Raw genomic sequence first — 25,165 nt, 5'->3', positions numbered from 1 at the left:
CCTTTAGCTTCCATAGCCCTGTACCTCGCTGCCAAAGGCCCGTGCCAGACCGCTCTACTACCAAATGACTAGGCGATCTGTGCCATGGGTGCATACCGAGGTTTCCGGGGGCTTTCTAAGATCGAACCATGACTCGCTTCCCCGATTGGCAGCGGGCTCCGACAACAAGAGAGGTCAGCATCATGATTTACGCGAATCCGGGTTCTGCAGGCGCCGTCGTCACCCTCAAGCCGCGCTACGGCAATTATATCGGCGGTGAGTTCGTCGCCCCGCTCAGTGGCCAATACTTCAGCAACACCAGCCCGGTCGATGGCTCGGTGATCGGCGAGTTCCCCCGTTCCAATGCTGCCGACATCGACAAGGCACTGGATGCCGCGCATGCCGCCGCCGATGCCTGGGGCAAGACCTCGGTGCAGGAGCGTTCGCACATCCTGCTGAAGATCGCCGACCGCATCGAAGCCAACCTCGAACTGTTGGCCGTGGCCGAAACCTGGGACAACGGCAAGGCCGTGCGTGAAACGCTGAATGCCGACGTGCCGCTGGCTGCCGATCACTTCCGTTACTTCGCTGGCTGCATCCGCGCCCAGGAAGGCAGCACCGCCGAGATCAACGAAGGCACCGTGGCCTATCACTTCCACGAACCGCTGGGCGTGGTCGGGCAGATCATTCCGTGGAACTTCCCGCTGCTGATGGCCGCGTGGAAACTGGCGCCGGCACTGGCTGCTGGCAACGCAATCGTACTCAAACCAGCCGAGCAGACGCCGCTGTCGATCACGCTCTTCGTCGAGCTGATCGGCGACCTGCTGCCACCGGGCGTGCTCAACATCGTTCAGGGCTTTGGTCGCGAGGCAGGTGAAGCGCTGGCCACCAGCAAGCGCATCGCCAAGATTGCCTTCACCGGCTCCACCCCGGTCGGCTCGCACATCATGAAATGCGCCGCCGAGAACATCATCCCGAGCACCGTCGAACTGGGCGGCAAATCGCCGAACATCTTCTTCGCCGACATCATGAACGCCGAGCCGGCCTTCATCGAGAAGGCTGCCGAAGGCCTGGTACTTGGCTTCTTCAACCAAGGCGAGGTGTGCACCTGCCCGTCGCGTGCACTGGTGCAGGAGTCGATCTACGACGCCTTCATGGTCGAAGTGCTGAAGAAGGTCAAACAGATCAAGCGTGGCAACCCGCTGGACACCGACACCATGGTCGGCGCCCAGGCTTCGCAGCAGCAGTACGACAAGATCCTCAGCTACCTCGAAATCGCGCAGCAGGAAGGCGCCCAGGTACTCACCGGTGGTGCGGCCGAGCAACTGCAAGGTGACCTGGCCAGCGGCTATTACATCCAGCCAACCCTGCTCAAGGGCACCAACAAGATGCGCGTGTTCCAGGAAGAAATCTTCGGCCCGGTGATCGGTGTGACCACCTTCAAGGACGAAGCCGAAGCCCTGGCGATTGCCAACGACACCGAGTTCGGCCTGGGCGCCGGCGTGTGGAGCCGCGACATGAACGTCGCCTACCGCATGGGCCGTGCGATCAAGGCCGGCCGCGTATGGACCAACTGCTACCACCTGTACCCGGCGCATGCCGCCTTCGGTGGTTACAAGAAGTCCGGCGTCGGCCGTGAAACCCACAAGATGATGCTCGACCACTACCAGCAGACCAAGAACCTGCTGGTGAGCTACGACATCAATCCTCTCGGTTTCTTCTGAGTTGTGATGCATCCCAACGGTGGCGCGCTCGCTCCGGTGCGCCGCCTCTTGCCAGGCGAAGAACCCTACCCGGGTGGATCTGCAGGCAGCCATGGGCCTGAACGGCAGCAGATCCTTATCGCGACGCGGCTTCGGCCGCGTTTTTTATTGGCGCATGTTTCAGCTCGGGCGATGACTGGAACCTTCCAGGCGCGAGGCATGCCTACTGATAGCGTCACCTACCAATGCCAGTGCCGATTCATCCCAAAGTACCATTTGGCCTCTTGCCTGGCGGGGGCTTAATGGGGTTGCCGGAATGCCCCGGCTTCATAAAAAGAGGACCGCACCATGTGGACTAAACCCGCCTACACCGATCTGCGCATTGGCTTCGAAGTGACCATGTATTTCGCCAACCGCTGATCGCTCCTGGCCCCGGTTCGTCCGGGGCATCCCCGCTGGTGACTTCCATGCATATCCAGATTCTCGGTTCCGCCGCTGGCGGCGGCTTTCCCCAGTGGAACTGCAACTGCCGCAACTGCCGCGGCGTGCGTGCCGGTACCCTGCGGGCGCAGCCGCGCACACAATCGTCCATCGCCATTTCCGATGACGGTGAGCAGTGGATCCTGTGCAATGCCTCGCCGGACATCCGTGCGCAGATCGAGGCCTTTCCGGCGCTGCAACCAGCGCGCAAGCTGCGCGACACGGCCATCGCCGGCATCGTCCTGCTCGATAGCCAGATCGACCATTGCACCGGTCTGCTTACCCTGCGCGAAGGCTGCCCGCATCAGGTCTGGTGTACCGAGATGGTGCATCAGGATCTGACCACCGGTTTTCCGCTATTCAACATGCTCAGCCACTGGAATGGCGGCCTGCAGCACCAGTTGATCGAGCTGGATGCAAAACCCTTCAGTATTCCCGCCTGTCCGGCGCTGAGCATCACCGCCATTGCCCTGCGCAGCAGCGCGCCGCCGTATTCGCCGCATCGGGGCAATCCGCACCCGGGGGACAACATCGGCCTGTTCATCGAGGACCGTCGCAGCGGCCGCAGCCTGTTCTATGCGCCGGGCCTGGGCCAGGTAGACGAGCACCTGCTGGGCTGGATGCGCCGCGCGGACTGCCTGCTCGTCGATGGCACGCTGTGGCGTGACGATGAGATGTGCGTGTGTGAGGTGGGCGACAAGCTCGGCAGTGAGATGGGCCACCTGTGCCAGAGCGGCCCTGGCGGCATGATCGAGGTGCTCGACGGCCTGCCGTCCGCGCGCAAGATCCTGATCCATATCAACAACACCAACCCGATTCTCGACCTGGACTCGCCCGAGCGCACCGAACTGGACGCCCACGGCATCGAGGTCGCGTTCGATGGCATGAGCATCGTTTTGTAGGGTGTGCGGGGCCGCTCAGGCCGTGCGTACCTTGAAGAATGCTGGTGCGCACGGCGCACCCTACGGCAACGCGTATCGGAGATACTGATGAGCCAACCTGCCATGACCCCTGCCGAGTTCGAGCAGGCGCTGCGCGCCAAGGGCGCGCTGTATCACATCCATCACCCGTTCCACCGCGCCATGTACGAAGGGCGCGCCACCCGTGAGCAGATCCAGGGCTGGGTGGCCAACCGCTTCTACTACCAGGTCAATATCCCGCTGAAGGACGCGGCGATCCTCGCCAACTGCCCGGATCGCGAAACCCGGCGCGAGTGGATTCAGCGCATCCTCGACCATGACGGTGCGCCCGGAGAAGAGGGCGGTATCGAGGCCTGGCTGCGCCTGGCCGAGTCCGTCGGTCTCGACCGTGATCAGGTGCTGTCGCAGGAGCTGGTGCTGCCTGGCGTGCGCTTCGCCGTCGATGCCTACGTCAACTTCGCTCGTCGCGCCAACTGGCAGGAAGCGGCCAGCAGCTCGCTGACCGAGCTGTTCGCCCCACAGATCCACCAGTCGCGCCTGGATGCCTGGCCGCAGCATTACCCGTGGATCGACGCCACCGGCTACGACTACTTCCGCAAGCGTCTGAAAGAGGCGCGCCGCGATGTCGAACACGGCCTGCGCATCACCCTCGAACACTACCGCACCCGTGAAGCGCAGGAACGCATGCTGCAGATCCTGCAATTCAAGCTCGACGTGCTGTGGAGCATGCTCGACGCCATGAGCATGGCCTACGAGCTGCAGCGTCCGCCGTATCACACCGTGACCAACGAGCGCGCTTGGCATCGGGGTATAGCCCTGTGAGTATCGAGCAAGCGGTGCGCACGGCGCACCCTACGGCCGCATTTCCGTTCGACGCGCCCTTTGTAGGGTACGCCGCGCGCACCAGTCAGGAGCCCGAACAATGACTGCTGTCATCCTCCCACCCAGCGTACCCGCCATCCGCCGCGGCTTTCGTCTGCAGTTCGAACCGGCGCAAGGCTGTCATGTGCTGCTCTATCCGGAAGGCATGATCAAGCTCAACGACAGCGCCAGCGAAATTCTCCAGCAGGTCGACGGCAAGCGCTCGGTGGCCGAGATCATCGGCAACCTGCACCAGCGCTTCCCTGATGTGCCCGGTATCGACGAAGACATTCTTGCCTTCATGGAGGTGGCCCATGCTCAGTTCTGGATCGAGCTTCGCTAAAGCAGGTCATGAACCAGGGCCACCGCTGTGGCTGCTGGCCGAGCTGACCTACCGCTGCCCGCTGCAGTGCCCGTACTGCTCCAACCCGCTGGATTTCTCCCAGCAGGGCACAGAGTTGTCGACCGCCGAATGGATCGAGGTATTCCGCCAGGCCCGTGAACTGGGGGCGGCGCAGTTAGGCTTCTCCGGTGGCGAGCCGCTGGTGCGCCAGGATCTGGCCGAGCTGATCGCAGCGGCGCGCGGCCTGGGCTACTACACCAACCTGATTACCTCCGGCATCGGCCTGACCGAAGCACGTATCGCCGAGTTCGCCGATGCCGGCCTCGATCATATTCAGATCAGCTTTCAGGCTGCCGACGAGGAAGTGAACAACCTGCTGGCCGGCTCGAAGAAGGCCTTCGCGCAGAAACTGGCGATGGCCCGTGCGGTCAAGGCGCACGGCTACCCGATGGTGCTCAACTTCGTCACCCATCGACATAACATCGACAATATCGAGCGCATCATCGAGCTGTGCCTGGAGTTGGAGGCGGATTTCGTCGAACTCGCCACCTGCCAGTTCTACGGCTGGGCCGAGTTGAACCGGGCCGGGCTGCTTCCGACCCGCGCGCAACTGGAGCGCGCCGAACGCATCACCAATCAGTGGCGCGACAAGCTGGCGGCCGAGAACCACCCGTGCAAGCTGATCTTCGTCACCCCGGACTACTACGAGGAGCGCCCCAAGGCCTGTATGAACGGTTGGGGCAGCCTGTTCCTCGACATCACCCCTGACGGCACGGCGCTGCCTTGCCACAGCGCGCGGCAGTTGCCGGTGCAGTTTCCCAACGTGCGCGAGCACAGTCTCGAACATATCTGGCGGCATTCCTTCGGTTTCAACCGCTTTCGCGGCGACGACTGGATGCCCGAGCCGTGTCGTTCGTGCGCCGAGAAGGACAAGGATTTCGGCGGCTGTCGCTGCCAGGCCTTCATGCTCACCGGCGATGCCAGTAACGCCGACCCGGTGTGCAGCAAGTCGGCGCACCATGGCGTGATTCTCGCTGCACGTCAGCAGGCCGATGAGGCGCCGCTGGGGCTTGAGGCCCTGCAGTATCGCAACGAGAAGGCCTCACGAATCATATGCAAAGCCTGACCGATCCCGGCGCGATCTGGAGTGCCGAGCAGGCTGCCGTGGCCAGCGCCGACTTCGCCGAGCTGCACGCTGCCCACGGCGGCGTGCTATGGGTGGCGTTCGACCCTGCTCTGGCGCGTTGTGGGCTGTTCTTCTGTCGTGACGGTGTCGTCAGTGAACTGACGCCGCCAGGCTTCTCCGTACGTAGCCGTGTCTATGAGTACGGTGGCGGCGCCTGCTGCGCCACGGAGCAGGGCGTGGCGTTCGTCAATGAGCGTGATCAGCAGGTCTATTGCATCGATATCGGCTTGGACGGCGGTGCGCACGGCGCACCCTACCTGCTCACCAGTCAGTCCCACTGCCGCTATGGCGACCTGGCATTCGTACCCGCCTGGCAGGCATTGCTGGCGGTGGAGGAAAGCCATGAGGGCGGCGCGGTGGTGCATCGTCTGGTGCGCATCGGCCTTACCGGTAAGCGCGATGTTCTGGTGGAGGGTGCCGATTTCTATGCGGCGCCGGTGGCTGACCCCACTGGCCAGCGTCTTGCCTGGATCGAATGGGATCGACCACATCAGCCCTGGATCGCCACGCGCCTGTGCCAGCGTGAGTCCGGCGAGCGCACTCGGGTGCTGTCAGGTGAGGCCGGTGATCGATCCCTGCAGCAGCCGCGCTTCGATTCCCGGGGCCGGTTATGGGTGTTGAGCGACAAGGCAGGGTGGTGGCAACCCTGGTGCGTCGATGGCGACACAACACTGCATGCCGCGTCTTACGATCACGCGCCGGCGCCCTGGCAACTGGGCGGTCGAACCTATCTGTCGCTGGAAAACGATGAGTTTCTGCTGACCCGTTTCGAGCAGGGTGTCGGCGCGCTGGTAGGGTGCGCCGTGCGCACCAGCGATCTCGACGGCAAAACAATCGGTGCGCACAGCCTGGGCGGCCCCGCGACACCCTACCCAAAGGCAGATCGGCTGTTGGCCGAAGGGTTTACGCGTTTCCGTAGCCTGGCTGCCGACAACGAACATTTCTACTGCATCGCTGCCGCTCCTGATCGTCTGCAAGCGGTGCTCGCCATTCGCCGCAGCGATGGCGCATTGCAGATGCTGGCTGGCGGTGAGCAGCCGCTGTCTGAAGCACAGCTATCACTGCCTCAGCCATTCAGCTGCACGGTGGGTGAGGGCGAACATTGTCACGGCTTTTTCTACGCCCCCGTGTCGTCCGCAGAGCGCCCACCGCTGGTGATCTTCCTGCACGGCGGCCCGACCTCGGCCTGCTACCCGGTGTTCGATCCGCGTATCGCTTTCTGGACGCTACGTGGCTACGCCGTGCTCGATCTCAACTATCGCGGCAGCAGTGGTTATGGGCGTGCCTATCGTCTGCGTCTGGCACGGCAGTGGGGCGAGCTGGAAGTGGAAGATATTCGCGCTGCCATCGACTCGCTCGCCAGTAATGGCCGTATCGATCCGCAGCGCGTATTCGTACGCGGTGGCAGCGCGGGCGGCTTCAGCGCGCTACGTGCACTGGTCGAGTTGCCGCAACTGCGTGGCGGCGCCAGCCTCTATGGCGTCAGCGACCCGTTGGCGCTACGTCGGCTGACCCACAAGTTCGAGGCGGATTATCTCGACTGGCTGATCGGCGACCCCGAGCAGGATGCCGAGCGCTACCGAGAGCGCACGCCCTTGTTGCAGGCCGAGCGGATCAAGGTACCGGTGATTTTTTTCCAGGGCGCGCTGGATTCCGTGGTGGTGCCGAGCCAGACCGAAAGCATGGTCGAGGCGCTGCGTAAGCGCGGTTTGCCGGTTGAATATTACCTGTTCGCAGAAGAACGCCACGGTTTCCGTCAGGCCGCGAACCTGGCCGAGGCTCTGCGCGCCGAGCATGCCTTCTATCTACGTCTGGGCTAAGCGCAGGTCGCATTGCATAAACCGGGCAATGCAGTAGGCTGATCGCCATTCCATAACAAGAAATTTCAGGCCGTTGTATGAGCCACGAATTGAATCAGCTGCGAAAGTTCGTTTCCCCCGAGATCATCTTTGGCGCCGGCTCCCGGCATAACGTCGGCAATTACGCCAAGACCTTCGGTGCACGCAAGGTGCTGGTCGTCTCCGATCCCGGTGTGGTCGCCGCGGGCTGGGCTGGCGACGTCGAGGCCAGCTTGCAGGCCCAGGGCATCGCCTACTGCCTATACACCAAGGTGTCGCCCAACCCGCGCGTGGAAGAGGTGATGGAGGGCGCCGAGCTATATCGCAGCGAGGGTTGCAACGTCATTGTCGCGGTCGGTGGCGGTAGCCCGATGGACTGCGCCAAGGGCATCGGTATCGTCGTCGCCCACGGTCGCAGCATTCTCGAATTCGAAGGCGTGGACACCATTCGCGTGCCCAGCCCACCGCTGATCCTGATCCCGACCACCGCCGGCACTTCGGCCGACGTGTCACAGTTCGTGATCATCTCCAACCAGCAGGAGCGGATGAAGTTCTCCATCGTCAGCAAGGCCGTGGTGCCGGACGTGTCGCTGATCGATCCGGAAACCACCCTGAGCATGGACCCGTTCCTCAGCGCCTGTACCGGCATCGACGCCATGGTGCACGCCATCGAAGCGTTCGTTTCCACTGGCCACGGCCCGCTGACCGATCCGCACGCGCTGGAGGCCATGCGCCTGATCAACGGCAACCTGGTGCAGATGATCGCCAACCCGGGCGATATCGCCCTGCGCGAGAAGATCATGCTTGGCAGCATGCAGGCCGGCCTGGCGTTCTCCAACGCGATCCTTGGCGCGGTGCACGCCATGAGTCACAGCCTCGGTGGCTACCTCGACTTGCCGCACGGTCTGTGCAATGCGGTGCTGGTCGAGCACGTGGTGGCGTTCAATTACAGTGCGGCGCCGGAGCGTTTCAAGGTCATCGCCGAAACCCTCGGCATCGACTGCCGTGGGCTCAACCATGCGCAGATTCGCCAGCGCCTGGTCGAGCACCTGATTGCCTTCAAGCACGCCATGGGCTTCCGTGAGACGCTCAGCTTGCACGGCGTCAGTACCTCTGACATTCCGTTCTTGTCCAGCCATGCGATGGACGACCCGTGCATCCTCACCAATCCGCGTGAATCGACCCAGCGTGACGTCGAGGTGGTGTATGGCGAGGCGCTCTGACGAAGCGCTGGCCGGGCTGCTGGGGCTCGGCAGCCAGTCGGCGCGCAAGAGTCATTACCCCGAGCTGCTGGCGCGCCTGGAAGAGCTGGAAGTCGAGCGCAACCGCTATAAATGGCTGTTCGAACACGCCGTACACGGGATCATCCAGGCCAGCCTGCAGGACGGGGTACTGGCGGCCAATCCGGCGATGGCGCGCATGCTCGGTTATGACGACCCGCAGCAGGTGCTTTGGTCGCCGGGCGATCTGGCTCGGCACCTGTTCGTGGGCGGCTTCGACGAGCTGGAAGTGATTCGCCAGCGACTGAGCCAGGGCCAGGCTCTGCTTGGCTACGAGACGCGCCTGCGCAGGCGCGATGGCAGCACCATCGACGTGCTGATGAACCTGCTGCTCAAGCCCGAAGGGGAGGGAATCTTCGAAGGCTTCGTCGCCGATATCACCGAGCGCAAGCAGGCGCAGCAGCGCCTGCAACAACTCAATGACGAACTGGAGCGCCGCGTCGCGGCGCGCACCTTCGAGTTGCTCGAATCCAACCGCAATCTGCAGCGGCAGATCGAGGAGCGCGAGCGCATCGAGCTGGCCCTGCGCGATGCGCGTGACGCGGCCGAAGCGGCCAACCATAGCAAGGACAAGTACCTGGCCGCAGCCAGCCACGACTTGTTGCAGCCGCTCAATGCGGCGCGCTTGTTGATCTCCACGCTGCGCGAGCGTGAGCTGCCAAGCGCCGAACGCAACCTGGTGGAGCGCAGCCACCTGGCCCTGGAAGGTGCCGAGGATCTGCTGGCGGATCTGCTGGATATTTCCAAGCTGGATCAGGCGGCGATCAAGCCGGATCTCGATGTCTATCGCCTTGAAGAGTTGCTCGCTCCGCTGGCGTCCGAGTTCGACAGCGTGGCGTCGGCCAGTGGTTTGCGCCTGCGCGCGAGAATTGCCAATTATACGGTGCATACTGATTTCCGCTTGCTGACGCGCATCCTGCGCAACTTCCTCAGCAATGCCTGTCGTTACACCGAGCGTGGCGGCGTGCTGCTTGGCGCACGTCGGCGTGGCGCTTTCGTCGAATTGCAGGTGTGGGATAGCGGGCGCGGCATCGCGGCCGATCAACTGGACAAAATCTTTCTCGAGTTCAGCCAGCTTGAGGTCGGGCGTGCGGCCGAGCGCAAGGGTGTCGGCCTGGGTCTGGCCATCGTCGAGCGCATCGCGCGCATGTTGGGCTACTCGGTGCAGGTGCGCTCGCAACCGGGGCGTGGTTCGGTCTTCAGCATCCGCGTGCCGCTGGCGCAGGAGGCTCCGCGGCGCCAGGCACAATCTGCGACGCAACCGGTCCTCGGCAACCCCCTGCCGGGGAGGCGCTTGTTGGTGATCGATAACGAAGTCGACATCCTGCACAGCATGCAGGCGCTGCTCGGGCAGTGGGGCTGCGAGGTGGTCACGGCGGTCGATCTGAACGAGGCCCTGCAGCGTCTGCAGGGCAGGGCACCAGAGGTGATTCTGGCGGATTTCCATCTCGATCACGGCGTGCTCGGTTGTCAGGTGATTCAGCAGCTGCGTGATGAGTTTTCCAGGCCGATTCCGGCGCTGATCATCAGCGCTGATCGCAGCGATGACTGTCGTCGCGAATTGCAGGCGCTGGGTGCGCCTTTGCTGAACAAACCGGTCAAGCCAGGCAAGCTGCGTGCGGTGCTCAGCCAGCTTTTGACGGAAACGTGAACGCGCGCAGACTGGTGGAGTGAACCTGAGCGATTTGGATGCTGTCTATTGGCTACCTCGTCCCTCAGGAGATAACCACAATGACAACTTCCATGAAACCCGTTATGCGCCGTCTGGCAGCTATTACCGCGCTGTTTCACTTGCTGCTGGTGGTGCAGATTCCTGCCGCGAATGCGGCAATGGTTGGCACTCACGAGGTGATCGCCGAGCAGCAGCACAAGGTGGATCAGGAGCAGTTGATGGCCATGCTCGATGACGAGCAGGTGAAGGAGAAACTGGTATCGATGGGCGTCGACCGTGATCAGGTCGAATCGCGTATCGCCAGCCTGACCCCGGCCGAACTGGCGCAGTTCAACCAGCAGTTGGATCAGGCACCCGCCGGTGCAGGTGTGGTCGGCATCATCGTGTTGTTTCTGGTGATCTTCATCATCACTGATATGCTGTGCGCCACCAACATCTTCAATTTCGTCAAATGCATAAATCGCTGATTCGCCTCTGCTGTATCGCATCGATCGTTCTACTCACAGCCTGCGCTCGCTCCCCGGTGTTATCACCGGTGGGCGAGCGTTTGCCTGAGCGGGTGGAACTCACCGACGTTCCCTTCTTCCCCCAGGACGCCTATCAGTGCGGCCCGGCTGCCTTGGCCACCATGCTCAACCAGCGTGGCGTGCTGACCACGCCTGGTGCGCTCAAGGACAAGGTCTACATCCCCAGCCGTGAAGGCAGCCTGCAGGTGGAGATGGTCGCCGCCGCACGCAATCACGAAATGCTGGTGTATCCGCTGCAGCCACGCCTGGAGGCGGTGCTCGCCGAGGTGGCCGCCGGCAACCCGGTGCTGGTGCTGCAGAACCTGGCATTCGACTGGTATCCGCAATGGCACTTCGCGGTGGTGGTGGGTTACGACCGCCGCGAGCGCACGCTGATTTTGCGCTCGGCCACTACGCGCAGGCTCGAAGACAGCTTCAACAGCTTCGACAGAACCTGGGCACGCGGTGGTCGCTGGGCGGTCGTGACCCTGCCACCGGAACGCTTGCCGGCACAGGCCGATATGCATGTCTGGATGAAGGCTGCCAACGACCTTGAGCAAACCGGCAATGCTCAGCCGGCTCGGCGCGCCTATCGCCGCGCCGCCGAGGCCTGGCCGGAGCAGTCATTGCCTTGGTTCGCCCTGAGTAACAGCCGCTACGCCGATGGCGATCGCAAGGGCGCCGAGCAGGCGTTGCGTGAGAGCCTCAAGCGCGAGCCGGGTTTTGCTGCGGGTTGGTTCAACTTGTCGCAAGTATTGGGTGAGCAGGGGTGTGCTGCTGAGGCGCAGCAGGCCCAGGCCTGCGCACAGCGTCTGGCGCCGGAGGATGGGCGCTTCGCCGCATCGCCGAAGGCCAGTGGTTCTGGAGGGCAGTGTCAGGCCTTGCCGACCTGTCCGTGATGCAAAAGAAAGCGGCGCCCGAGGGCGCCGTTTTCTTTGATGGGCGGGATTACACGCCGAGCTTGTCACGCAGCGTGTAGTACCAGGCGCCGAGGGCGCTGAAGGGGACCTGGAACAGGCGACCGCCCGGGAAGGGGTAGTGCGGCAGGTCGGCGAAGGCATCGAAGCGTTCGGCCTGCCCGCGCAGTGCTTCGGCCAGAACCTTGCCCGCCAGGTGCGTATAGGTCACGCCATGGCCGCTGCAGCCTTGCGAGTAGTAGATGTTGTCGCCGATACGACCGACCTGCGGCAGCCGCGACAGCGTCAGCAGGAAGTTGCCGGTCCAGGCGAAGTCGATCTTCACGTCCTTCAATTGCGGGAAGGTCTTGAGCATCTTCGGCCGGATGATCGCTTCGATGTTGGCTGGGTCACGCGCACCGTAGACCACGCCACCGCCGTAGATCAGGCGCTTGTCGCCGGTGAGGCGGTAGTAGTCGAGCAGGTAGTTGCAGTCTTCCACGCAGTAGTCCTGCGGCAGCAGGCTGGCGGCGACTTCATCGGACAGTGGCTCGGTAGTGATCACCTGAGTGCCGCACGGCATCGATTTGGACGCCAGCTCCGGCACCAGATTGCCCAGGTAGGCGTTACCGGCGACCACGACGAATTTGGCTTTGATACGGCCTTCCGGAGTGTGCACCACCGGGATGGCGCCGCGCTCGATGCGCGTGGCCGGGGACTGTTCATAGATCACCCCGCCCAGCGATTCCACTGCAGCGGCTTCACCCAAAGCCAGGTTTAGCGGATGGATATGCCCACCGCTCATGTCCAGCATGCCGCCGACATAGTTCTCGGTAGCAACCACTTCGCGGATGCGCTTGGCGTCCATCAGCTCCAGCTGGGTATGGCCGTAGCGCTCCCACAGCTTCTTCTGCGATTCCAGGTGGCCCATCTGCTTGCTGGTCAGCGCGGCGAATACGCCGCCATCCTTCAGGTCGCACTGGATGTCGTACTTGGCGATGCGCTCACGAATGATGCGGCCGCCCTCGAACGCCATCTGCCCGAGCAGTTGCGCCTGCTTGGGACCGACCGTACGTTCGATCACGTCGATGTCGCGGCTGTAGCTGTTGACGATCTGTCCGCCGTTGCGGCCGGAAGCGCCAAAGCCAACCTTGGCCGCTTCGACGATGCTCACCTTGAAACCGTTCTCCAGCAGAAACAGTGCAGTGGACAGGCCGGTGTAACCCGCGCCGATGATGCACACATCGGTTTCCACCTCGCCTTGCAGGGCAGGGCGTTGCGGTACGGGGTTGGCTGAAGCGGCGTAATAGGATTGTGGATATGCCGTGTGCGCCATCTTGAACCTCTGTTCTTTATTTTTTACGAATGATCCGATGCTACCTGAGTTGAAAATAGCCGGCTAGTGCCCGTGCAAAATATTCAACGATCCGGTTTTGATAAAAAATTGGCCTATTTCAGTGAGTTAGCGAAAAAATCTGTTGACGGCCAAAAAGATCTGCGTAGAATGCGCACCCATCGAAGGCACATAGCTCAGTTGGTTAGAGCACCACCTTGACATGGTGGGGGTCGTTGGTTCGAGTCCAATTGTGCCTACCAAATCGATAAAAAGGGGTCGCTAAGCGACCCCTTTTTTATTGCTCGAATTTTTCGAGCAGGCTTTGCGTGTTTTGTTGCAGGCGGCTGCTTGTCAGAGTTCAGGCTTTCTGAAAGCATCCGCACTCTTTACTTCCAGTGACTTGGTTCGGTCTGGTTGGCCTTTGGGCTCCTGCCATTGTTAGGCGGGTATACCGCCGAATCGCTTCCTGGCTCATCCCAACCCACGTGACCTTTGGTAGGGGTCACCACTAGGAGAGGAGGCGCCATGCCCATCATTACTCTTCCCGACGGCAGTCAACGTTCGTTCGATCATCCGGTATCCGTGCTGGAGGTCGCTCAATCCATTGGTGCGGGTCTGGCCAAGGCCACCCTGGCTGGCAAGGTAAACGGCAAGCAGGTCGATGCCTGTGACGTGATCGATACCGACGCCACTCTGCAGATCATTACGCCGAAGGACGAAGAGGGGCTGGAGATCATTCGCCACTCCTGTGCTCACCTAGTTGGGCATGCGGTCAAGCAGTTGTACCCGAGCGCCAAGATGGTGATCGGTCCGGTCATTGACGAAGGCTTCTATTACGACATCGCCATCGATCGCCCCTTCACTCCGGAAGACATGGCGGCCATCGAAAAGCGTATGGCTGAGTTGATCGACAAGGACTACGACGTCATCAAGAAGATGACGCCGCGTGCCGAGGTCATCGAGCTGTTCAAGTCGCGTGGCGAGGAATACAAGCTGCGCCTGATCGACGATATGCCGGATGAGCAGGCCATGGGCCTGTATTTCCATGAAGAGTACGTCGACATGTGCCGCGGCCCGCACGTGCCGAACACGCGTTTCCTCAAAGCGTTCAAACTCACCCGTATTTCCGGCGCCTACTGGCGCGGTGACTCGAAGAACGAGCAGCTGCAGCGGGTTTATGGCACTGCCTGGGCTGACAAGAAGCAGCTGGCTGCCTATATCCAGCGCATCGAAGAAGCCGAAAAACGCGATCACCGTCGCATCGGCAAGCAGCTGGATCTGTTCCACCTGCAGGAAGAAGCGCCGGGCATGGTGTTCTGGCACCCCAATGGCTGGACTGTCTACCAGGTGCTGGAGCAGTACATGCGCCAGGTGCAGCGTGAGAACGGCTATGTTGAGGTGCGCACGCCGCAGGTGGTCGATCGAATTCTCTGGGAGCGTTCTGGCCACTGGTCCAACTACGCCGAGAACATGTTCACCACGGCCTCGGAAAACCGTGATTACGCGGTCAAGCCGATGAACTGCCCGTGCCACGTGCAGATCTTCAATCAGGGCCTGAAGTCCTACCGCGACCTGCCGCTGCGCCTGGCCGAGTTCGGTGCTTGCCACCGTAACGAGCCGTCCGGTGCGCTGCACGGCATCATGCGCGTGCGTGGCTTCGTGCAGGACGATGCGCATATCTTCTGCACTGAAGAGCAGGTGAAGAAGGAAGCGGCCGACTTTATCAAGCTGACCTTGCAGGTCTACTCGGACTTCGGCTTCACCGATATCGCCATGAAGCTCTCGACTCGTCCCGCCAAGCGCGTGGGCTCCGATGAGCTGTGGGATCGCGCCGAGGGTGCGCTGGCCGAGGCGCTGAACGAATCCGGCCTGGCCTGGGAATATCAGCCGGGCGAGGGCGCCTTCTACGGTCCGAAGATCGAATTCACCCTGCGTGACTGTCTGGGTCGTAACTGGCAGTGCGGTACGCTGCAGTACGATCCGAACCTGCCTGAGCGTCTGGATGCCAGCTACATCGCCGAAGACAACAACCGCAAACGCCCGGTCATGTTGCACCGCGCGATCCTCGGTTCGTTCGAGCGCTTCATCGGTATGTTGATCGAGCACTACGCCGGTTCCTTCCCGGCTTGGCTCGCGCCGACCCAGGCGGTGATCATGAATATCACCGACAAGCAGGCCGATTTTGCCCGTGAAGTCGAGAAAACTCTCAATCAAAGCGGTTTTCGTGCCAAGGTTGACTTGAGAAACGAAAAGATCGGCTTTAAAATCCGCGAGCATACCTTGCTCAAGGTTCCCTATCTCTTGGTTATTGGAGATCGGGAGGTCGAGACTCGATCCGTTGCTGTCCGTACCCGTGAAGGCGTCGATCTGGGCTCTCTGCCCATCGAGCAGTTCGCCGCACAGTTGCAGCAAGCGGTTTCCCGGCGTGGTCGCCAAGATTTGGAGTAATAACTATTAAGCGTGAAATGAGACAGGACAAGCGGGCCGCCCCTAAGGCGCCGATCAACGAAAACATCACCGCTCGTGAAGTGCGCCTGATTGGCGCTGACGGCGAGCAGGTCGGTATTGTTTCGATCGATGAGGCATTGCGCGTGGCTGAAGAAGCCAAGCTGGATCTGGTAGAGATCTCAGCTGATGCAGTGCCACCCGTTTGCCGCATCATGGACTACGGCAAGCACCTGTTCGAGAAGAAGAAGCAGGCTGCTATCGCCAAGAAGAATCAGCACCAGCAGCAGATCAAAGAAATCAAGTTTCGTCCAGGGACGGAAGAGGGGGATTACCAGGTAAAACTACGCAACCTGGTACGTTTCCTTGAAGATGGGGACAAGGCCAAGGTATCTCTGAGATTCCGCGGTCGTGAGATGGCTCACCAGGAGCTGGGTATGGAGCTGCTCAAACGGGTCGAACAAGACCTGATCGAGCTTGGCACCGTAGAACAGCATCCTAAGCTGGAAGGACGCCAGCTGATGATGGTTATCGCACCCAAGAAGCGTAAATAATCTACCGGGCACTGGCAGGCCTGATGGTTATCAGTAGTTAATGAATGCGGAGTACAAAACATGCCAAAAATGAAAACCAAGAGCGGTGCTGCAAAGCGCTTCCTGAAGACTGCTACAGGCTTCAAGCACAAGCACGCTTTCAAGAGCCACATCCTGACCAAGATGTCCACGAAACGTAAGCGCCAGCTGCGTGGCAGTTCGCTGATCGGTCCGTCGGACAAAGCTAAAGTCGAGCGCATGCTGCGCGTTCGTTAATTCGGTCAAGATACTTAGAGGTAATTACTCATGGCTCGTGTTAAGCGTGGCGTTATCGCTCGTGCTCGTCACAAAAAGATTCTGAAACTGGCTAAAGGCTACTACGGCGCTCGTTCGCGCGTGTTCCGTGTTGCCAAGCAGGCTGTCATCAAGGCTGGTCAATATGCCTACCGTGACCGTCGTCAGAAAAAACGTCAGTTCCGCGCACTGTGGATCGCTCGTATCAACGCTGGTGCTCGCGTCAACGGTCTGTCCTACAGCCGTCTGATCGCTGGCCTGAAGAAAGCGTCGATCGAAATCGACCGTAAGGTTCTGGCTGATCTGGCAGTGAACGAAAAAGCGGCGTTTGCTGCGATTGTCGAGAAAGCTAAGGCCGTTCTGGCTTAAGTCCCCCGACAATCACCGGGTTCGCCCGGTGGCAACGTCAAAGATAGGGGAAGAGCCTTAACAGCTCTTCCCCTATTTCGTATCTGGAGTCTGTAAATGGAAAATCTGGATGCATTGGTCTCGCAAGCGCTTGAGGCTGTGCAACGAAGTGAAGATGTCAATGCCCTGGAACAGCTCCGGGTTCAGTACCTTGGCAAGAAAGGCGAACTGACCGCCCTGATGCAGACTCTGGGCAAGCTGTCTGCCGAAGAGCGCCCACAGGCTGGCGCCCTGATCAATACTGCCAAGAATCAAGTGCAAGACGCCCTGAATGCCCGCAAATCCGTGCTTGAGCAGGCCTTGCTCGCCGAGAAGCTGGCGTCCGAGCGGATTGACGTGACCCTGCCTGGTCGTGGCCAGGCATCCGGTGGTCTGCACCCGGTCACTCGCACGCTTGAGCGTGTCGAGCAGTTCTTCACCCATATCGGCTACAACGTGGCCGAGGGTCCGGAAGTCGAAGACGACTACCACAACTTCGAGGCGCTCAACATCCCTGGCCACCACCCGGCGCGGGCGATGCACGACACCTTCTATTTCAACGCGAACATGTTGCTGCGCACTCACACCTCGCCGGTGCAGGTGCGCACCATGGAATCGCAGCAGCCGCCGATCCGTATCGTTTGCCCTGGTCGTGTGTATCGCTGCGACTCCGATATCACCCACTCGCCGATGTTCCATCAGGTCGAAGGCCTGCTGGTCGACGAGGACATCAGCTTCGCTGACCTCAAGGGCACCATCGAGGAATTCCTTCGTGTGTTCTTCGAAAAACCACTGGGTGTGCGTTTCCGTCCTTCCTTCTTCCCCTTCACCGAGCCGTCGGCCGAAGTCGACATGCAGTGCGTGATGTGCTCCGGAAAAGGTTGCCGCGTGTGCAAGCAGACCGGCTGGCTGGAAGTGATGGGCTGCGGCATGGTCCACCCGAACGTGCTGCGCATGAGCGGCATCGACCCGGAAAAATACTCTGGCTTCGCCTTCGGTATGGGTGTCGAGCGCCTGGCCATGCTGCGCTATGGCGTCAATGACTTGCGCCTGTTCTTCGATAACGACCTGCGGTTCCTGGCGCAATTTCGCTAGCAGCCGCCACTCGTGATCGAATTCGTTTAAGGAGAACAGACAACATGAAATTCAGTGAACAATGGCTGCGCAGTTGGGTGAATCCCGACGTATCCCGCGAAGATCTGGTCGCACGCCTGTCCATGGTCGGCCTTGAAGTCGACGCGGTGCAACCGGTAGCCGGTGCTTTCAGTGGCATCGTGGTCGGTGAGATTCTCAGTGCCGAACAACACCCGGACGCCGACAAGCTGCGCGTATGCCAGGTGAGCAATGGTGCTGAGACCTTCCGGGTCGTTTGCGGCGCGCCCAATGCCCGCGCCGGCATCAAGATTCCGTTCGCCATGATCGGTGCCGAGCTGCCGGGCGACTTCAAGATCAAGAAGGCCAAACTGCGCGGCGTGGAATCCCAGGGCATGCTGTGCTCGGCTTCCGAACTCCAGATCAGCGAAGACAACAGCGGCCTGATGGAACTGGCGGCCGATGCGCCGGTAGGTAGCGACATTCGCTCCCACCTGCAACTGGACGACGCCAGCATCGAGATCGGCCTGACCCCTAACCGTGGTGACTGCCTGTCGCTCGCCGGCCTGGCTCGGGAAGTAGGCGCCATGTACAGCGCTTCCGTTTCGCCAGTCGCTATCGACGCCGTTGCGCCTGCGCATGACGAAGTGCGCCCTGTCGAGGTGCTCGCGCCCAAGGCATGCCCGCGTTACCTCGGTCGCGTGGTGCGTAACGTCGATCTGTCTCGCTCGACCCCGCTGTGGATGGTCGAGCGCCTGCGTCGTTCCGATATTCGCAGCATCGATGCGGCGGTGGACATCACCAACTACGTGATGCTCGAGCTGGGCCAGCCGATGCACGCCTTCGACCTCGCCGAAATCAATGGCGGCATTCGCGTGCGCATGGCTGAAGAGGGCGAGAAGCTGGTGTTGCTCGACGGCCAGGAAGTCAGCCTGCGTGCCGATACTCTGGTCATCGCTGATCATGGCCGCGCGCTGGCCATCGCCGGCGTGATGGGCGGTGAGCACAGCGGTGTGAGCGACAATACCCGGGATCTGTTCCTGGAAAGCGCCTTCTTCGACAACATCGCTGTCGCTGGTAAGGCTCGTTCCTACGGCTTGCATACCGACGCCTCGCACCGCTTCGAACGTGGTGTGGACTCGCAGCTGGCACGTCAGGCAATGGAGCGTGCTACTGCGCTGCTGCTGGAAATCGTCGGCGGCGAAGCAGGCCCGATCATCGAAGCGAGTAGCGAGGCGGACCTGCCTAGCGTGGCGCCGATCACCCTGCGTGCCGAGCGTATCAGCCAGATGTTGGGCATGGACATGGATGGCGTCGAGGTCGAGCGTCTGCTCACTGCACTGGGGCTGGGCGTCAGCGCTCAGGGGGCCGGCCAGTGGCTGGTCAGCGTGCCGAGTCATCGCTTCGACATCAGCCTGGAAGTGGACCTGATCGAAGAGCTGGGTCGCCTGTATGGCTACAACCGTCTGCCGGTACGCTACCCGCAAGCTCGCCTGGCGCCGCAGACCAAAGCCGAAGCGCGTGCCGAACTGCCGGCACTGCGTCGTCTGCTGGTCGCCCGCGGTTATCAGGAAGCGATCACCTACAGCTTCATCGACCCGAAACTCTTCGAGCTCTTTACGCCTGGCGTAGAGCCGCTGCAACTGGCCAATCCGATCTCTGCCGATATGGCCGCCATGCGTTCCTCGCTGTGGCCAGGTCTGGTCAAGGCACTACAGCACAACCTCAATCGCCAGCAGTCGCGCGTGCGTCTGTTCGAGAGCGGCCTGCGTTTTGTTGGTCAGCTGGAAGGTCTGCAGCAAGAAGCCATGCTCGCTGGCGTGATCACCGGCAGCCGCCTGCCCGAAGGTTGGGCCAACAGTCGTGATAGCGTCGACTTCTATGATCTGAAGGCCGATGTCGAGGCGCTGCTGGGTTATGCCGGTGCAGCTGATGCTTTCAGCTTCGTGCCGGGCGAGCATCCTGCTCTGCACCCGGGCCAGACTGCTCGCATCGAACGGGAAGGGCGCCTAGTTGGTTTCATGGGGGCTCTGCATCCTGAGTTGGCCAAGACATTGGGCCTGGATCAGTCGGTGTTCCTCTTCGAGCTGGTCCTGGCTGAAGTGGCTGCTGGCCGCATGCCGGCGTTCAGCGAGTTGTCGCGCTTCCCTGAAGTGCGTCGCGACCTGGCGCTGCTGGTTGATCGCGAGCAGCCAGCCGAGGCTGTGCTGGGCGCAATCCGTGAAACGGCGGGAGAATGGCTGACAGACCTCAAGCTATTTGACGTCTATCACGGTAAAGGCATTGATCCGCTTAGAAAAAGCCTTGCCGTCGGCTTGACCTGGCAACATCCATCGCGCACTCTTAATGACGATGAGGTGAGTACTACTACGCAAAATATCCTCACCTGCCTCGAACAAAGGTTCAACGCCACGTTAAGGAAGTAGCGTATGGGGGCTCTGACGAAAGCTGAGATGGCGGAACGTCTGTATGAAGAGCTCGGCCTGAACAAACGGGAAGCCAAGGAACTCGTGGAGCTGTTTTTTGAAGAGATCCGCCAGGCTCTTGAGCTGAACGAACAGGTCAAGCTGTCCGGGTTCGGCAACTTCGACTTGCGCGATAAGCGCCAGCGACCCGGCCGTAACCCGAAAACAGGGGAAGAGATTCCAATCACGGCTCGCCGTGTGGTCACTTTTCGTCCAGGGCAAAAATTGAAAGCCAGGGTCGAGGCCTATGCTGGAACCAAGTCATAACGACGAACTACCGGCAATTCCCGGCAAACGCTACTTCACCATTGGTGAGGTCAGTGAACTCTGCGCGGTCAAGCCCCACGTTCTACGTTACTGGGAACAGGAATTCCCACAACTGAACCCGGTAAAGCGGCGGGGCAACCGTCGCTATTACCAGCGTCAGGATGTGCTGATGATTCGGCAGATTCGTGCGCTTCTGTACGATCAAGGCTTCACCATCGGTGGCGCACGCCAGCGTCTTTCTGGTGACGAAGCCAAAGACGACACCACTCAGTATCGTCAGTTGATCAAACAGATGATCGCCGAGCTCGAGGACGTTTTGCACGTGCTGAAGAAGTAGGGCTAAGAAAAAGTTGCCTTATTTCAAAAGCTTAATGTATAGTTCCTCCCGCTTTCGGTCACCCGAAAGCATCGTCGGGGCGTAGCGCAGCCCGGTAGCGCACTTGCATGGGGTGCAAGGGGTCGAGTGTTCGAATCACTCCGTCCCGACCAAAAACTCCAACGAAAACGGCCAGTTGAGCAATCACTGGCCGTTTTTGTTTTTGGGCTGCGCAAAAGTGCCCGGCGGCGACCAGGAATGATGCTTTAGCCTTCATGCTCTCGGTGCGTTATTTGCCACCATCGTTCGCCACTCCCTAACACTTGGCCTTTCTTGCATGCGAGCGTGCCAGGCTCGTAGAGCTGCACATTCATCGGGTACGGCAAGCTTGACCAATGACGCGAAGATCATCCCCCCGAGCACCGCAATATCTGCCATGGAGAAGGTGGCACCGGCAACGAAGGACTGTTGTTCAAGCACGCCGTTGAAGTAGTGCATCCCCCTGATGGCTTTATCGCGCATGCGATTTCCCCACTCAGGGTTTTGGTATAGCTCCACGTCTGCCCCCAACCCTGGCGTTGAGTGATGAAAGTAAACGCTGACCGCATCGAGAAATTCGATTTCAGCGCGTTTTGTCATCATATGAATGAGGCCTTTCTCTTTTGCCGTCTGCCCAGTAAGCGTGGGGTTACCGTCGAGTGCGTCCAGGTATTGGGTGATCGCTGTGCATTCGGCAATGAGCGTGCCGTCATCGAGCTCCAACACCGGCAGTGTTCCTGAGTAATTGATTGCCAGGAACTCCGGTTTCTTATGCTCCCCCTTCCACAGGTTGACTGAGATGAACTCGACATGGTCAAGCAGTCCTTTCTCCGCCAAGGCGATTCGCACGCGAGCGGGGTACGGGCCATCGAACCAGTCGTGGATTTTCATTGCAGGGAGAACGGATATGTCTGAGTTGCGAGATGTAAGAGTCATGGGGATGCCTACCTGTCAGTTGGTAGGTAAAGATTGTGTGAGAAAATACACCCTGTCAATCCCTACCTTCCAGTTGGCAGGTAGGAGGCGCAGCAGTAGACTGCCAAGGTCTATCGAAGGTGTGAGGAATTGATCGTGACTGGCAATGCTCGAGAAGCCATCCTGGCTGCTGCGACAACGGCGGCTCAGTTGCATGGATACAGCGGTATCAATTTCCGTAGCATCGGTGAAGCCGTAGGCGTGAAGAACGCCAGTATCTACTACCACTTTGCGAGCAAGGCCGACCTTGGTGCCGCAGTCGCAGAACGCTATTGGCGAGAAACCGCCGAAGCCTTGCGATCGATACGCGAGTCGAATCCCGACCCGCTCGGCTGTTTGCGTGCATACCCGTCGCTCTTTCGGAGATCGTTGGAGAACGGCAATAGACTTTGCCTCGCCAGCTTCATGGCTGCGGAATACGAAGACCTGCCGGAAGAAGTCGAGCGAGAGGTCAAGGCGTTTGCAGACATCAACGTGGAGTGGCTGACGCAGGTATTAGTTGAGGCAGGGCTGGAAGATGTCGAGCGCCGCGCAGGCGCCATTTACGCTGCGGTTGCCGGTGCTCAACTGATTGCACGAACCCGCGTCGACCTGAAACTGTTCGACGAGCTGATCGACAGCTATCGAGAGTCAGGCCTCATTCCTGCTCACGCTTCCACGAGCAATGAGCGCTACTGAAAGAATTGCGGTTGCAGCAGCAAGCTCAGGTATATCTGTTGGTGAACGATCCAATCGGCGTGTTCAGCCAGTCTCGTTAGCCGTTTTGTACAGCTCGTCTCGCATCAACTGCGGTGGCTTGCCATAGGCACGCAGAAACGCCTGGCGCATGCGTTCTCGATCGCCAAAACCGGTCTCGCGAGCAATCACTTCTACGGGGTGACGGCTCGTCTCCATCATCACGCGTGCGGCCTCTACTCGCAGTCTTTCGACTGCTTTCGCTGGAGTTTTTCCGGTTTCCTCGCGAAACACCCGGCTGAACTGGCGAGGGCTCAGTCGCGCGACATCTGCCAGAGCTTCGACCGACAGATCGCTGCGCAGGTTTTCGCGCGCATAGGCCATTGCCAGTTGCACGCGGTCGGATTTCGGGTCTATCTCCAGCAGCGCCGAAAGCTGTGATTGCTCGGCGCCTCTGCGCTGGGCGATGACCAGTTTGCGAGCTACGCGGCGGGCCAGGTCAGGGCCCAGGTCGTTCTCGACCATGGCCAGGGCAAGATCCACTCCGGCACTCATGCCTGCACCCGTCCAGATCTGCCCGTCGACCACGAACAGTCGATCATCATCGATTCTGACGGTGGGGTGACGTTTCTTGAACTCGGGTACGTGCAACCAATGAGTCGTGACCCGTTTGCCCTCCAATAGGCCGGCTTCGGCGAGTACGAATACACCTGTGCACAGTGATGCAATACGCCGCGATTGCGAGCTGGCGCTGGACAGGCAAGTCAGCAGTTCGGGACTGGGTTCACCCAATTCCAGGTAGCCGCTGACGATGATGGTGTCATAGCCAGCCAGGCCGAGAGCCTCGGTATTGACCGAGAAGCCCTGAGACGACAGCACGGGTCCACCTGTCTCCGATACCAGGGTGAATCCGTAGACCGGCTCGCCATGCAGAAGGTTGGCGCACTCGAATACGGAACCGACCGACAGGCTCAGCGCTTGGAATTGCGGGTAAACCACCAACGCCACGGTATGCATCGATCACGTCCTTTCTGCGGGCATTTACCGATTGTCGGAGGGCCAGTTGGTTTGCGCAATCGGCTTACCGTACATGTCCTAAATCCTTGCGGATATGACATTGCTGCTGTCGGTGGCGATTCCTAACATGGCCCCAACGAACTAGACGACTGGTCTACTGAGACGGATAGCCATGACAACCACTGACAGCAACCAGACCCGGCAGCGTATTTTCGACGCCGCTCAATCGATCATCGCCCGCAAAGGTTTCTCTGCCGTTGGGCTGAACGAGGTGCTGAATGCCGCGGGTGTGCCGAAGGGGTCCTTCTACCACTACTTCGCTTCGAAGGACGCGTTCGGCACGGCGCTGCTGGAGCACTACTTCGAGACCTATTTCGCTGACATGGATCGTATTTTTCAGGACTCGGCAACCAGCGCCCACGACGCGCTGATGCGTTACTGGCAACTGTGGATCTCCAACCAGACCAGTCAGGTCGAGTGCGGTAAATGCCTGGCCGTCAAGTTGGGCGCTGAAGTCGCCGATCTTTCCGAACCGATGCGATTGGCACTTCAGCGCGGTACCGCGCAGATCGTCGAGCGGCTGGAGGCTGCGATCAGCAGAGGTGTGGAGGAGGGCACGGTCACCATCGTTGCTACGCCCGCTCAGTTGGCACTGAGGCTCTATGCCCTGTGGTTGGGGGCCAGTGTGATGACCAAGATCACCCGCACGACCGATTCGTTCGAAGAGGCTCTGCTGCAGACGCAGCACCTTCTCGATAACAAGTGAACCCATGACCGGCATAGGTCGGTCGAAACCAATGCAATGCTCAATACGAGGTAATGATCATGAAAGTTCTGATGGTACTGACATCCCATGACAAGCTGGGTAACACCGGCAAGAAAACCGGTTTCTGGCTGGAAGAGTTCGCCGCCCCTTACTACGTCTTCAAGGACGCCGGCGCCGACGTCGTGCTGGCCTCGCCGGCAGGTGGCCAACCCCCTCTGGACCCCAAGAGTGATCTGCCGGATTTCCAGACCGAAGCGACCCATCGTTTCGCTGCTGATTCGGCCGCGCAGCAAGCCCTGGCCAGCACGGTAAGACTCAGTGAGGTGAAGGCTGAGGATTTCGACACGGTGTTCTACCCAGGCGGGCATGGCCCTCTGTGGGATCTGGCAGAGTCGGATACATCCATCGCCCTGATCGAGAGCTTCGAGCGCGCCGGTAAGCCAATCGGCTTCGTCTGCCATGCCCCTGGCGTGCTTCGCCACGTCAAGGCTGCGAATGGCGAGCCGCTGGTCCAGGGGCGTCGGGTGACTGGCTTCACCAACAGCGAAGAAGCCGCTGTAGAACTGACTGACGTGGTGCCTTTCCTCATCGAGGACGAGTTCCAGGCACTGGGCGCACACTATGAGAAAGCCGGCGACTGGCAGCCGTTCACTGTCGTCGACGGGCGCTTGGTCACTGGTCAGAACCCCGCCAGTTCCGAGTCCGCTGCCAACGCCTTGCTCAAACTGCTGGCTTGATACGGGCAATCTGCAGGGTTCAGACGAACCCGTGCAAGTAATGAGCGGGCGCACTGTGCGCCCGCTCTGAGCGCCTTCGCGCACGCTACCGCATAACCACACTGCAGCAGCAGTCGCCTTTTGGGTGACGGGATTTCTGCTGCCTGAAAAAAGTTGT

Annotated in this window: 25 protein-coding genes and 2 tRNA genes; 24 read left to right on the top strand and 3 right to left on the bottom strand. The window is 60.5% G+C overall.

The window, feature by feature from the left end:
* Nucleotides 1-182: 182 nt before the first annotated feature.
* The 11 genes from exaC to CDO35_RS05685 all read left to right on the top strand — a co-directional run bounded on the left by exaC (nucleotide 183) and on the right by CDO35_RS05685 (nucleotide 11,667).
* Nucleotides 183-1,703 (top strand): acetaldehyde dehydrogenase ExaC, encoded by a 1,521-nt coding sequence (gene exaC / locus CDO35_RS05735; protein ID WP_099523006.1) that lies wholly within the window; start codon nucleotides 183-185, stop codon nucleotides 1,701-1,703.
* Nucleotides 1,704-2,030: 327 nt separating this feature from the next.
* Nucleotides 2,031-2,102 (top strand): pyrroloquinoline quinone precursor peptide PqqA, encoded by a 72-nt coding sequence (pqqA, locus tag CDO35_RS05730; RefSeq protein ID WP_003243383.1) that lies wholly within the window; start codon nucleotides 2,031-2,033, stop codon nucleotides 2,100-2,102.
* A gap of 47 nt (nucleotides 2,103-2,149) precedes the next feature.
* The gene (gene pqqB, locus CDO35_RS05725) at nucleotides 2,150-3,064 is read left to right on the top strand and encodes a pyrroloquinoline quinone biosynthesis protein PqqB (RefSeq protein ID WP_099523005.1); all 915 of its coding nucleotides are present in this window, start codon (nucleotides 2,150-2,152) and stop codon (nucleotides 3,062-3,064) included.
* A gap of 87 nt (nucleotides 3,065-3,151) precedes the next feature.
* Nucleotides 3,152-3,904, top strand: coding sequence for a pyrroloquinoline-quinone synthase PqqC (gene pqqC, locus CDO35_RS05720; protein ID WP_099523004.1), 753 nt, complete (start codon nucleotides 3,152-3,154; stop codon nucleotides 3,902-3,904).
* Between the two features lie 100 nt (nucleotides 3,905-4,004).
* Nucleotides 4,005-4,286, top strand: a complete 282-nt coding sequence (gene pqqD, locus CDO35_RS05715; RefSeq protein ID WP_017363275.1) for a pyrroloquinoline quinone biosynthesis peptide chaperone PqqD — start codon at nucleotides 4,005-4,007, stop codon at nucleotides 4,284-4,286.
* Nucleotides 4,258-5,412, top strand: a complete 1,155-nt coding sequence (pqqE, locus tag CDO35_RS05710) for a pyrroloquinoline quinone biosynthesis protein PqqE (protein WP_099523003.1) — start codon at nucleotides 4,258-4,260, stop codon at nucleotides 5,410-5,412. Before pqqD ends, pqqE begins: the two co-directional genes overlap by 29 nt.
* A complete protein-coding gene (locus CDO35_RS05705; RefSeq protein ID WP_099523002.1) occupies nucleotides 5,400-7,292 on the top strand; it encodes an alpha/beta hydrolase family protein in 1,893 nt (630 codons plus the stop codon). The genes pqqE and CDO35_RS05705 overlap by 13 nt, the downstream gene beginning before the upstream one ends.
* Before the next feature lie 77 nt (nucleotides 7,293-7,369).
* Entirely contained in the window at nucleotides 7,370-8,533 is a 1,164-nt protein-coding gene (gene ercA / locus CDO35_RS05700) for an alcohol dehydrogenase-like regulatory protein ErcA (protein WP_099523001.1), read from the top strand.
* Entirely contained in the window at nucleotides 8,517-10,241 is a 1,725-nt protein-coding gene (locus CDO35_RS05695; RefSeq protein WP_099523000.1) for a hybrid sensor histidine kinase/response regulator, read from the top strand. The genes ercA and CDO35_RS05695 overlap by 17 nt, the downstream gene beginning before the upstream one ends.
* Before the next feature lie 80 nt (nucleotides 10,242-10,321).
* Nucleotides 10,322-10,729: a PA2779 family protein gene (locus CDO35_RS05690; protein ID WP_059391549.1), complete on the top strand. Its 408-nt coding sequence runs from the start codon at nucleotides 10,322-10,324 to the stop codon at nucleotides 10,727-10,729.
* Entirely contained in the window at nucleotides 10,714-11,667 is a 954-nt protein-coding gene (locus CDO35_RS05685; protein ID WP_425048527.1) for a PA2778 family cysteine peptidase, read from the top strand. The genes CDO35_RS05690 and CDO35_RS05685 overlap by 16 nt, the downstream gene beginning before the upstream one ends.
* Nucleotides 11,668-11,716: 49 nt before the next feature.
* On the opposite strand, the gene CDO35_RS05680 is transcribed toward CDO35_RS05685, so the two are convergent.
* Nucleotides 11,717-13,000, bottom strand: a complete 1,284-nt coding sequence (locus tag CDO35_RS05680) for an NAD(P)/FAD-dependent oxidoreductase (RefSeq protein ID WP_099522998.1) — start codon at nucleotides 12,998-13,000, stop codon at nucleotides 11,717-11,719.
* Nucleotides 13,001-13,183: 183 nt separating this feature from the next.
* Between CDO35_RS05680 and CDO35_RS05675 the strand changes: the two genes are divergently transcribed.
* The 10 genes from CDO35_RS05675 (at nucleotide 13,184) to CDO35_RS05630 (ending at nucleotide 20,972) form a co-directional block, all read left to right on the top strand.
* Nucleotides 13,184-13,260 (top strand) — tRNA-Val (locus tag CDO35_RS05675).
* Nucleotides 13,261-13,525: 265 nt separating this feature from the next.
* The gene (gene thrS, locus CDO35_RS05670; RefSeq protein ID WP_099522997.1) at nucleotides 13,526-15,448 is read left to right on the top strand and encodes a threonine--tRNA ligase; all 1,923 of its coding nucleotides are present in this window, start codon (nucleotides 13,526-13,528) and stop codon (nucleotides 15,446-15,448) included.
* Nucleotides 15,448-15,999, top strand: a complete 552-nt coding sequence (gene infC, locus CDO35_RS05665; RefSeq protein WP_177345355.1) for a translation initiation factor IF-3 — start codon at nucleotides 15,448-15,450, stop codon at nucleotides 15,997-15,999. The genes thrS and infC overlap by 1 nt, the downstream gene beginning before the upstream one ends.
* Before the next feature lie 60 nt (nucleotides 16,000-16,059).
* Nucleotides 16,060-16,254 carry a 50S ribosomal protein L35 gene (gene rpmI / locus CDO35_RS05660; protein WP_003461222.1) on the top strand — a complete coding sequence of 65 codons (195 nt, stop codon included), beginning with the start codon at nucleotides 16,060-16,062 and terminating at the stop codon, nucleotides 16,252-16,254.
* A 30-nt stretch (nucleotides 16,255-16,284) separates the two neighbouring features.
* On the top strand, nucleotides 16,285-16,641 hold the full coding sequence (gene rplT / locus CDO35_RS05655) for a 50S ribosomal protein L20 (protein WP_003461224.1): 357 nt from the start codon (nucleotides 16,285-16,287) through the stop codon (nucleotides 16,639-16,641).
* 96 nt (nucleotides 16,642-16,737) lie between these two features.
* Entirely contained in the window at nucleotides 16,738-17,754 is a 1,017-nt protein-coding gene (gene pheS / locus CDO35_RS05650; protein ID WP_017676600.1) for a phenylalanine--tRNA ligase subunit alpha, read from the top strand.
* A gap of 44 nt (nucleotides 17,755-17,798) precedes the next feature.
* The gene (gene pheT, locus CDO35_RS05645; protein ID WP_099522996.1) at nucleotides 17,799-20,177 is read left to right on the top strand and encodes a phenylalanine--tRNA ligase subunit beta; all 2,379 of its coding nucleotides are present in this window, start codon (nucleotides 17,799-17,801) and stop codon (nucleotides 20,175-20,177) included.
* Nucleotides 20,178-20,180: 3 nt separating this feature from the next.
* Nucleotides 20,181-20,483 carry an integration host factor subunit alpha gene (gene ihfA / locus CDO35_RS05640; protein WP_003243414.1) on the top strand — a complete coding sequence of 101 codons (303 nt, stop codon included), beginning with the start codon at nucleotides 20,181-20,183 and terminating at the stop codon, nucleotides 20,481-20,483.
* A complete protein-coding gene (locus tag CDO35_RS05635; RefSeq protein WP_013716019.1) occupies nucleotides 20,464-20,820 on the top strand; it encodes a MerR family transcriptional regulator in 357 nt (118 codons plus the stop codon). Before ihfA ends, CDO35_RS05635 begins: the two co-directional genes overlap by 20 nt.
* 75 nt (nucleotides 20,821-20,895) lie before the next feature.
* Nucleotides 20,896-20,972, top strand: a tRNA-Pro gene (locus CDO35_RS05630).
* Nucleotides 20,973-21,072: 100 nt separating this feature from the next.
* On the opposite strand, the gene CDO35_RS05625 is transcribed toward CDO35_RS05630, so the two are convergent.
* A complete protein-coding gene (locus CDO35_RS05625; RefSeq protein WP_099522995.1) occupies nucleotides 21,073-21,774 on the bottom strand; it encodes a glutathione S-transferase in 702 nt (233 codons plus the stop codon).
* Nucleotides 21,775-21,909: 135 nt separating this feature from the next.
* Between CDO35_RS05625 and CDO35_RS05620 the strand changes: the two genes are divergently transcribed.
* Entirely contained in the window at nucleotides 21,910-22,491 is a 582-nt protein-coding gene (locus CDO35_RS05620; protein ID WP_099522994.1) for a TetR/AcrR family transcriptional regulator, read from the top strand.
* Between the two features lie 63 nt (nucleotides 22,492-22,554).
* Here the strand turns inward: CDO35_RS05620 and CDO35_RS05615 are convergent, their stop codons facing one another.
* Nucleotides 22,555-23,505 carry a GlxA family transcriptional regulator gene (locus CDO35_RS05615; protein ID WP_017676611.1) on the bottom strand — a complete coding sequence of 317 codons (951 nt, stop codon included), beginning with the start codon at nucleotides 23,503-23,505 and terminating at the stop codon, nucleotides 22,555-22,557.
* Between the two features lie 172 nt (nucleotides 23,506-23,677).
* Here CDO35_RS05615 and CDO35_RS05610 point away from each other — a divergent pair, with 172 nt between their 5' ends.
* Together CDO35_RS05610 and CDO35_RS05605 are read left to right on the top strand one after the other, a co-directional pair.
* On the top strand, nucleotides 23,678-24,271 hold the full coding sequence (locus CDO35_RS05610) for a TetR/AcrR family transcriptional regulator (protein WP_079783565.1): 594 nt from the start codon (nucleotides 23,678-23,680) through the stop codon (nucleotides 24,269-24,271).
* 59 nt (nucleotides 24,272-24,330) lie between these two features.
* The gene (locus CDO35_RS05605) at nucleotides 24,331-25,008 is read left to right on the top strand and encodes a type 1 glutamine amidotransferase domain-containing protein (RefSeq protein WP_099522993.1); all 678 of its coding nucleotides are present in this window, start codon (nucleotides 24,331-24,333) and stop codon (nucleotides 25,006-25,008) included.
* Nucleotides 25,009-25,165: the final 157 nt, after the last annotated feature.

The organism is Pseudomonas sediminis (assembly GCF_002741105.1).
In the GTDB taxonomy this organism is placed as follows: Bacteria; Pseudomonadota; Gammaproteobacteria; order Pseudomonadales; family Pseudomonadaceae; genus Aquipseudomonas; species Aquipseudomonas sediminis.
The sequence above is the reverse complement of the archived record's forward strand: the minus strand, read 5'-3'. Positions and strand labels throughout refer to the sequence as shown.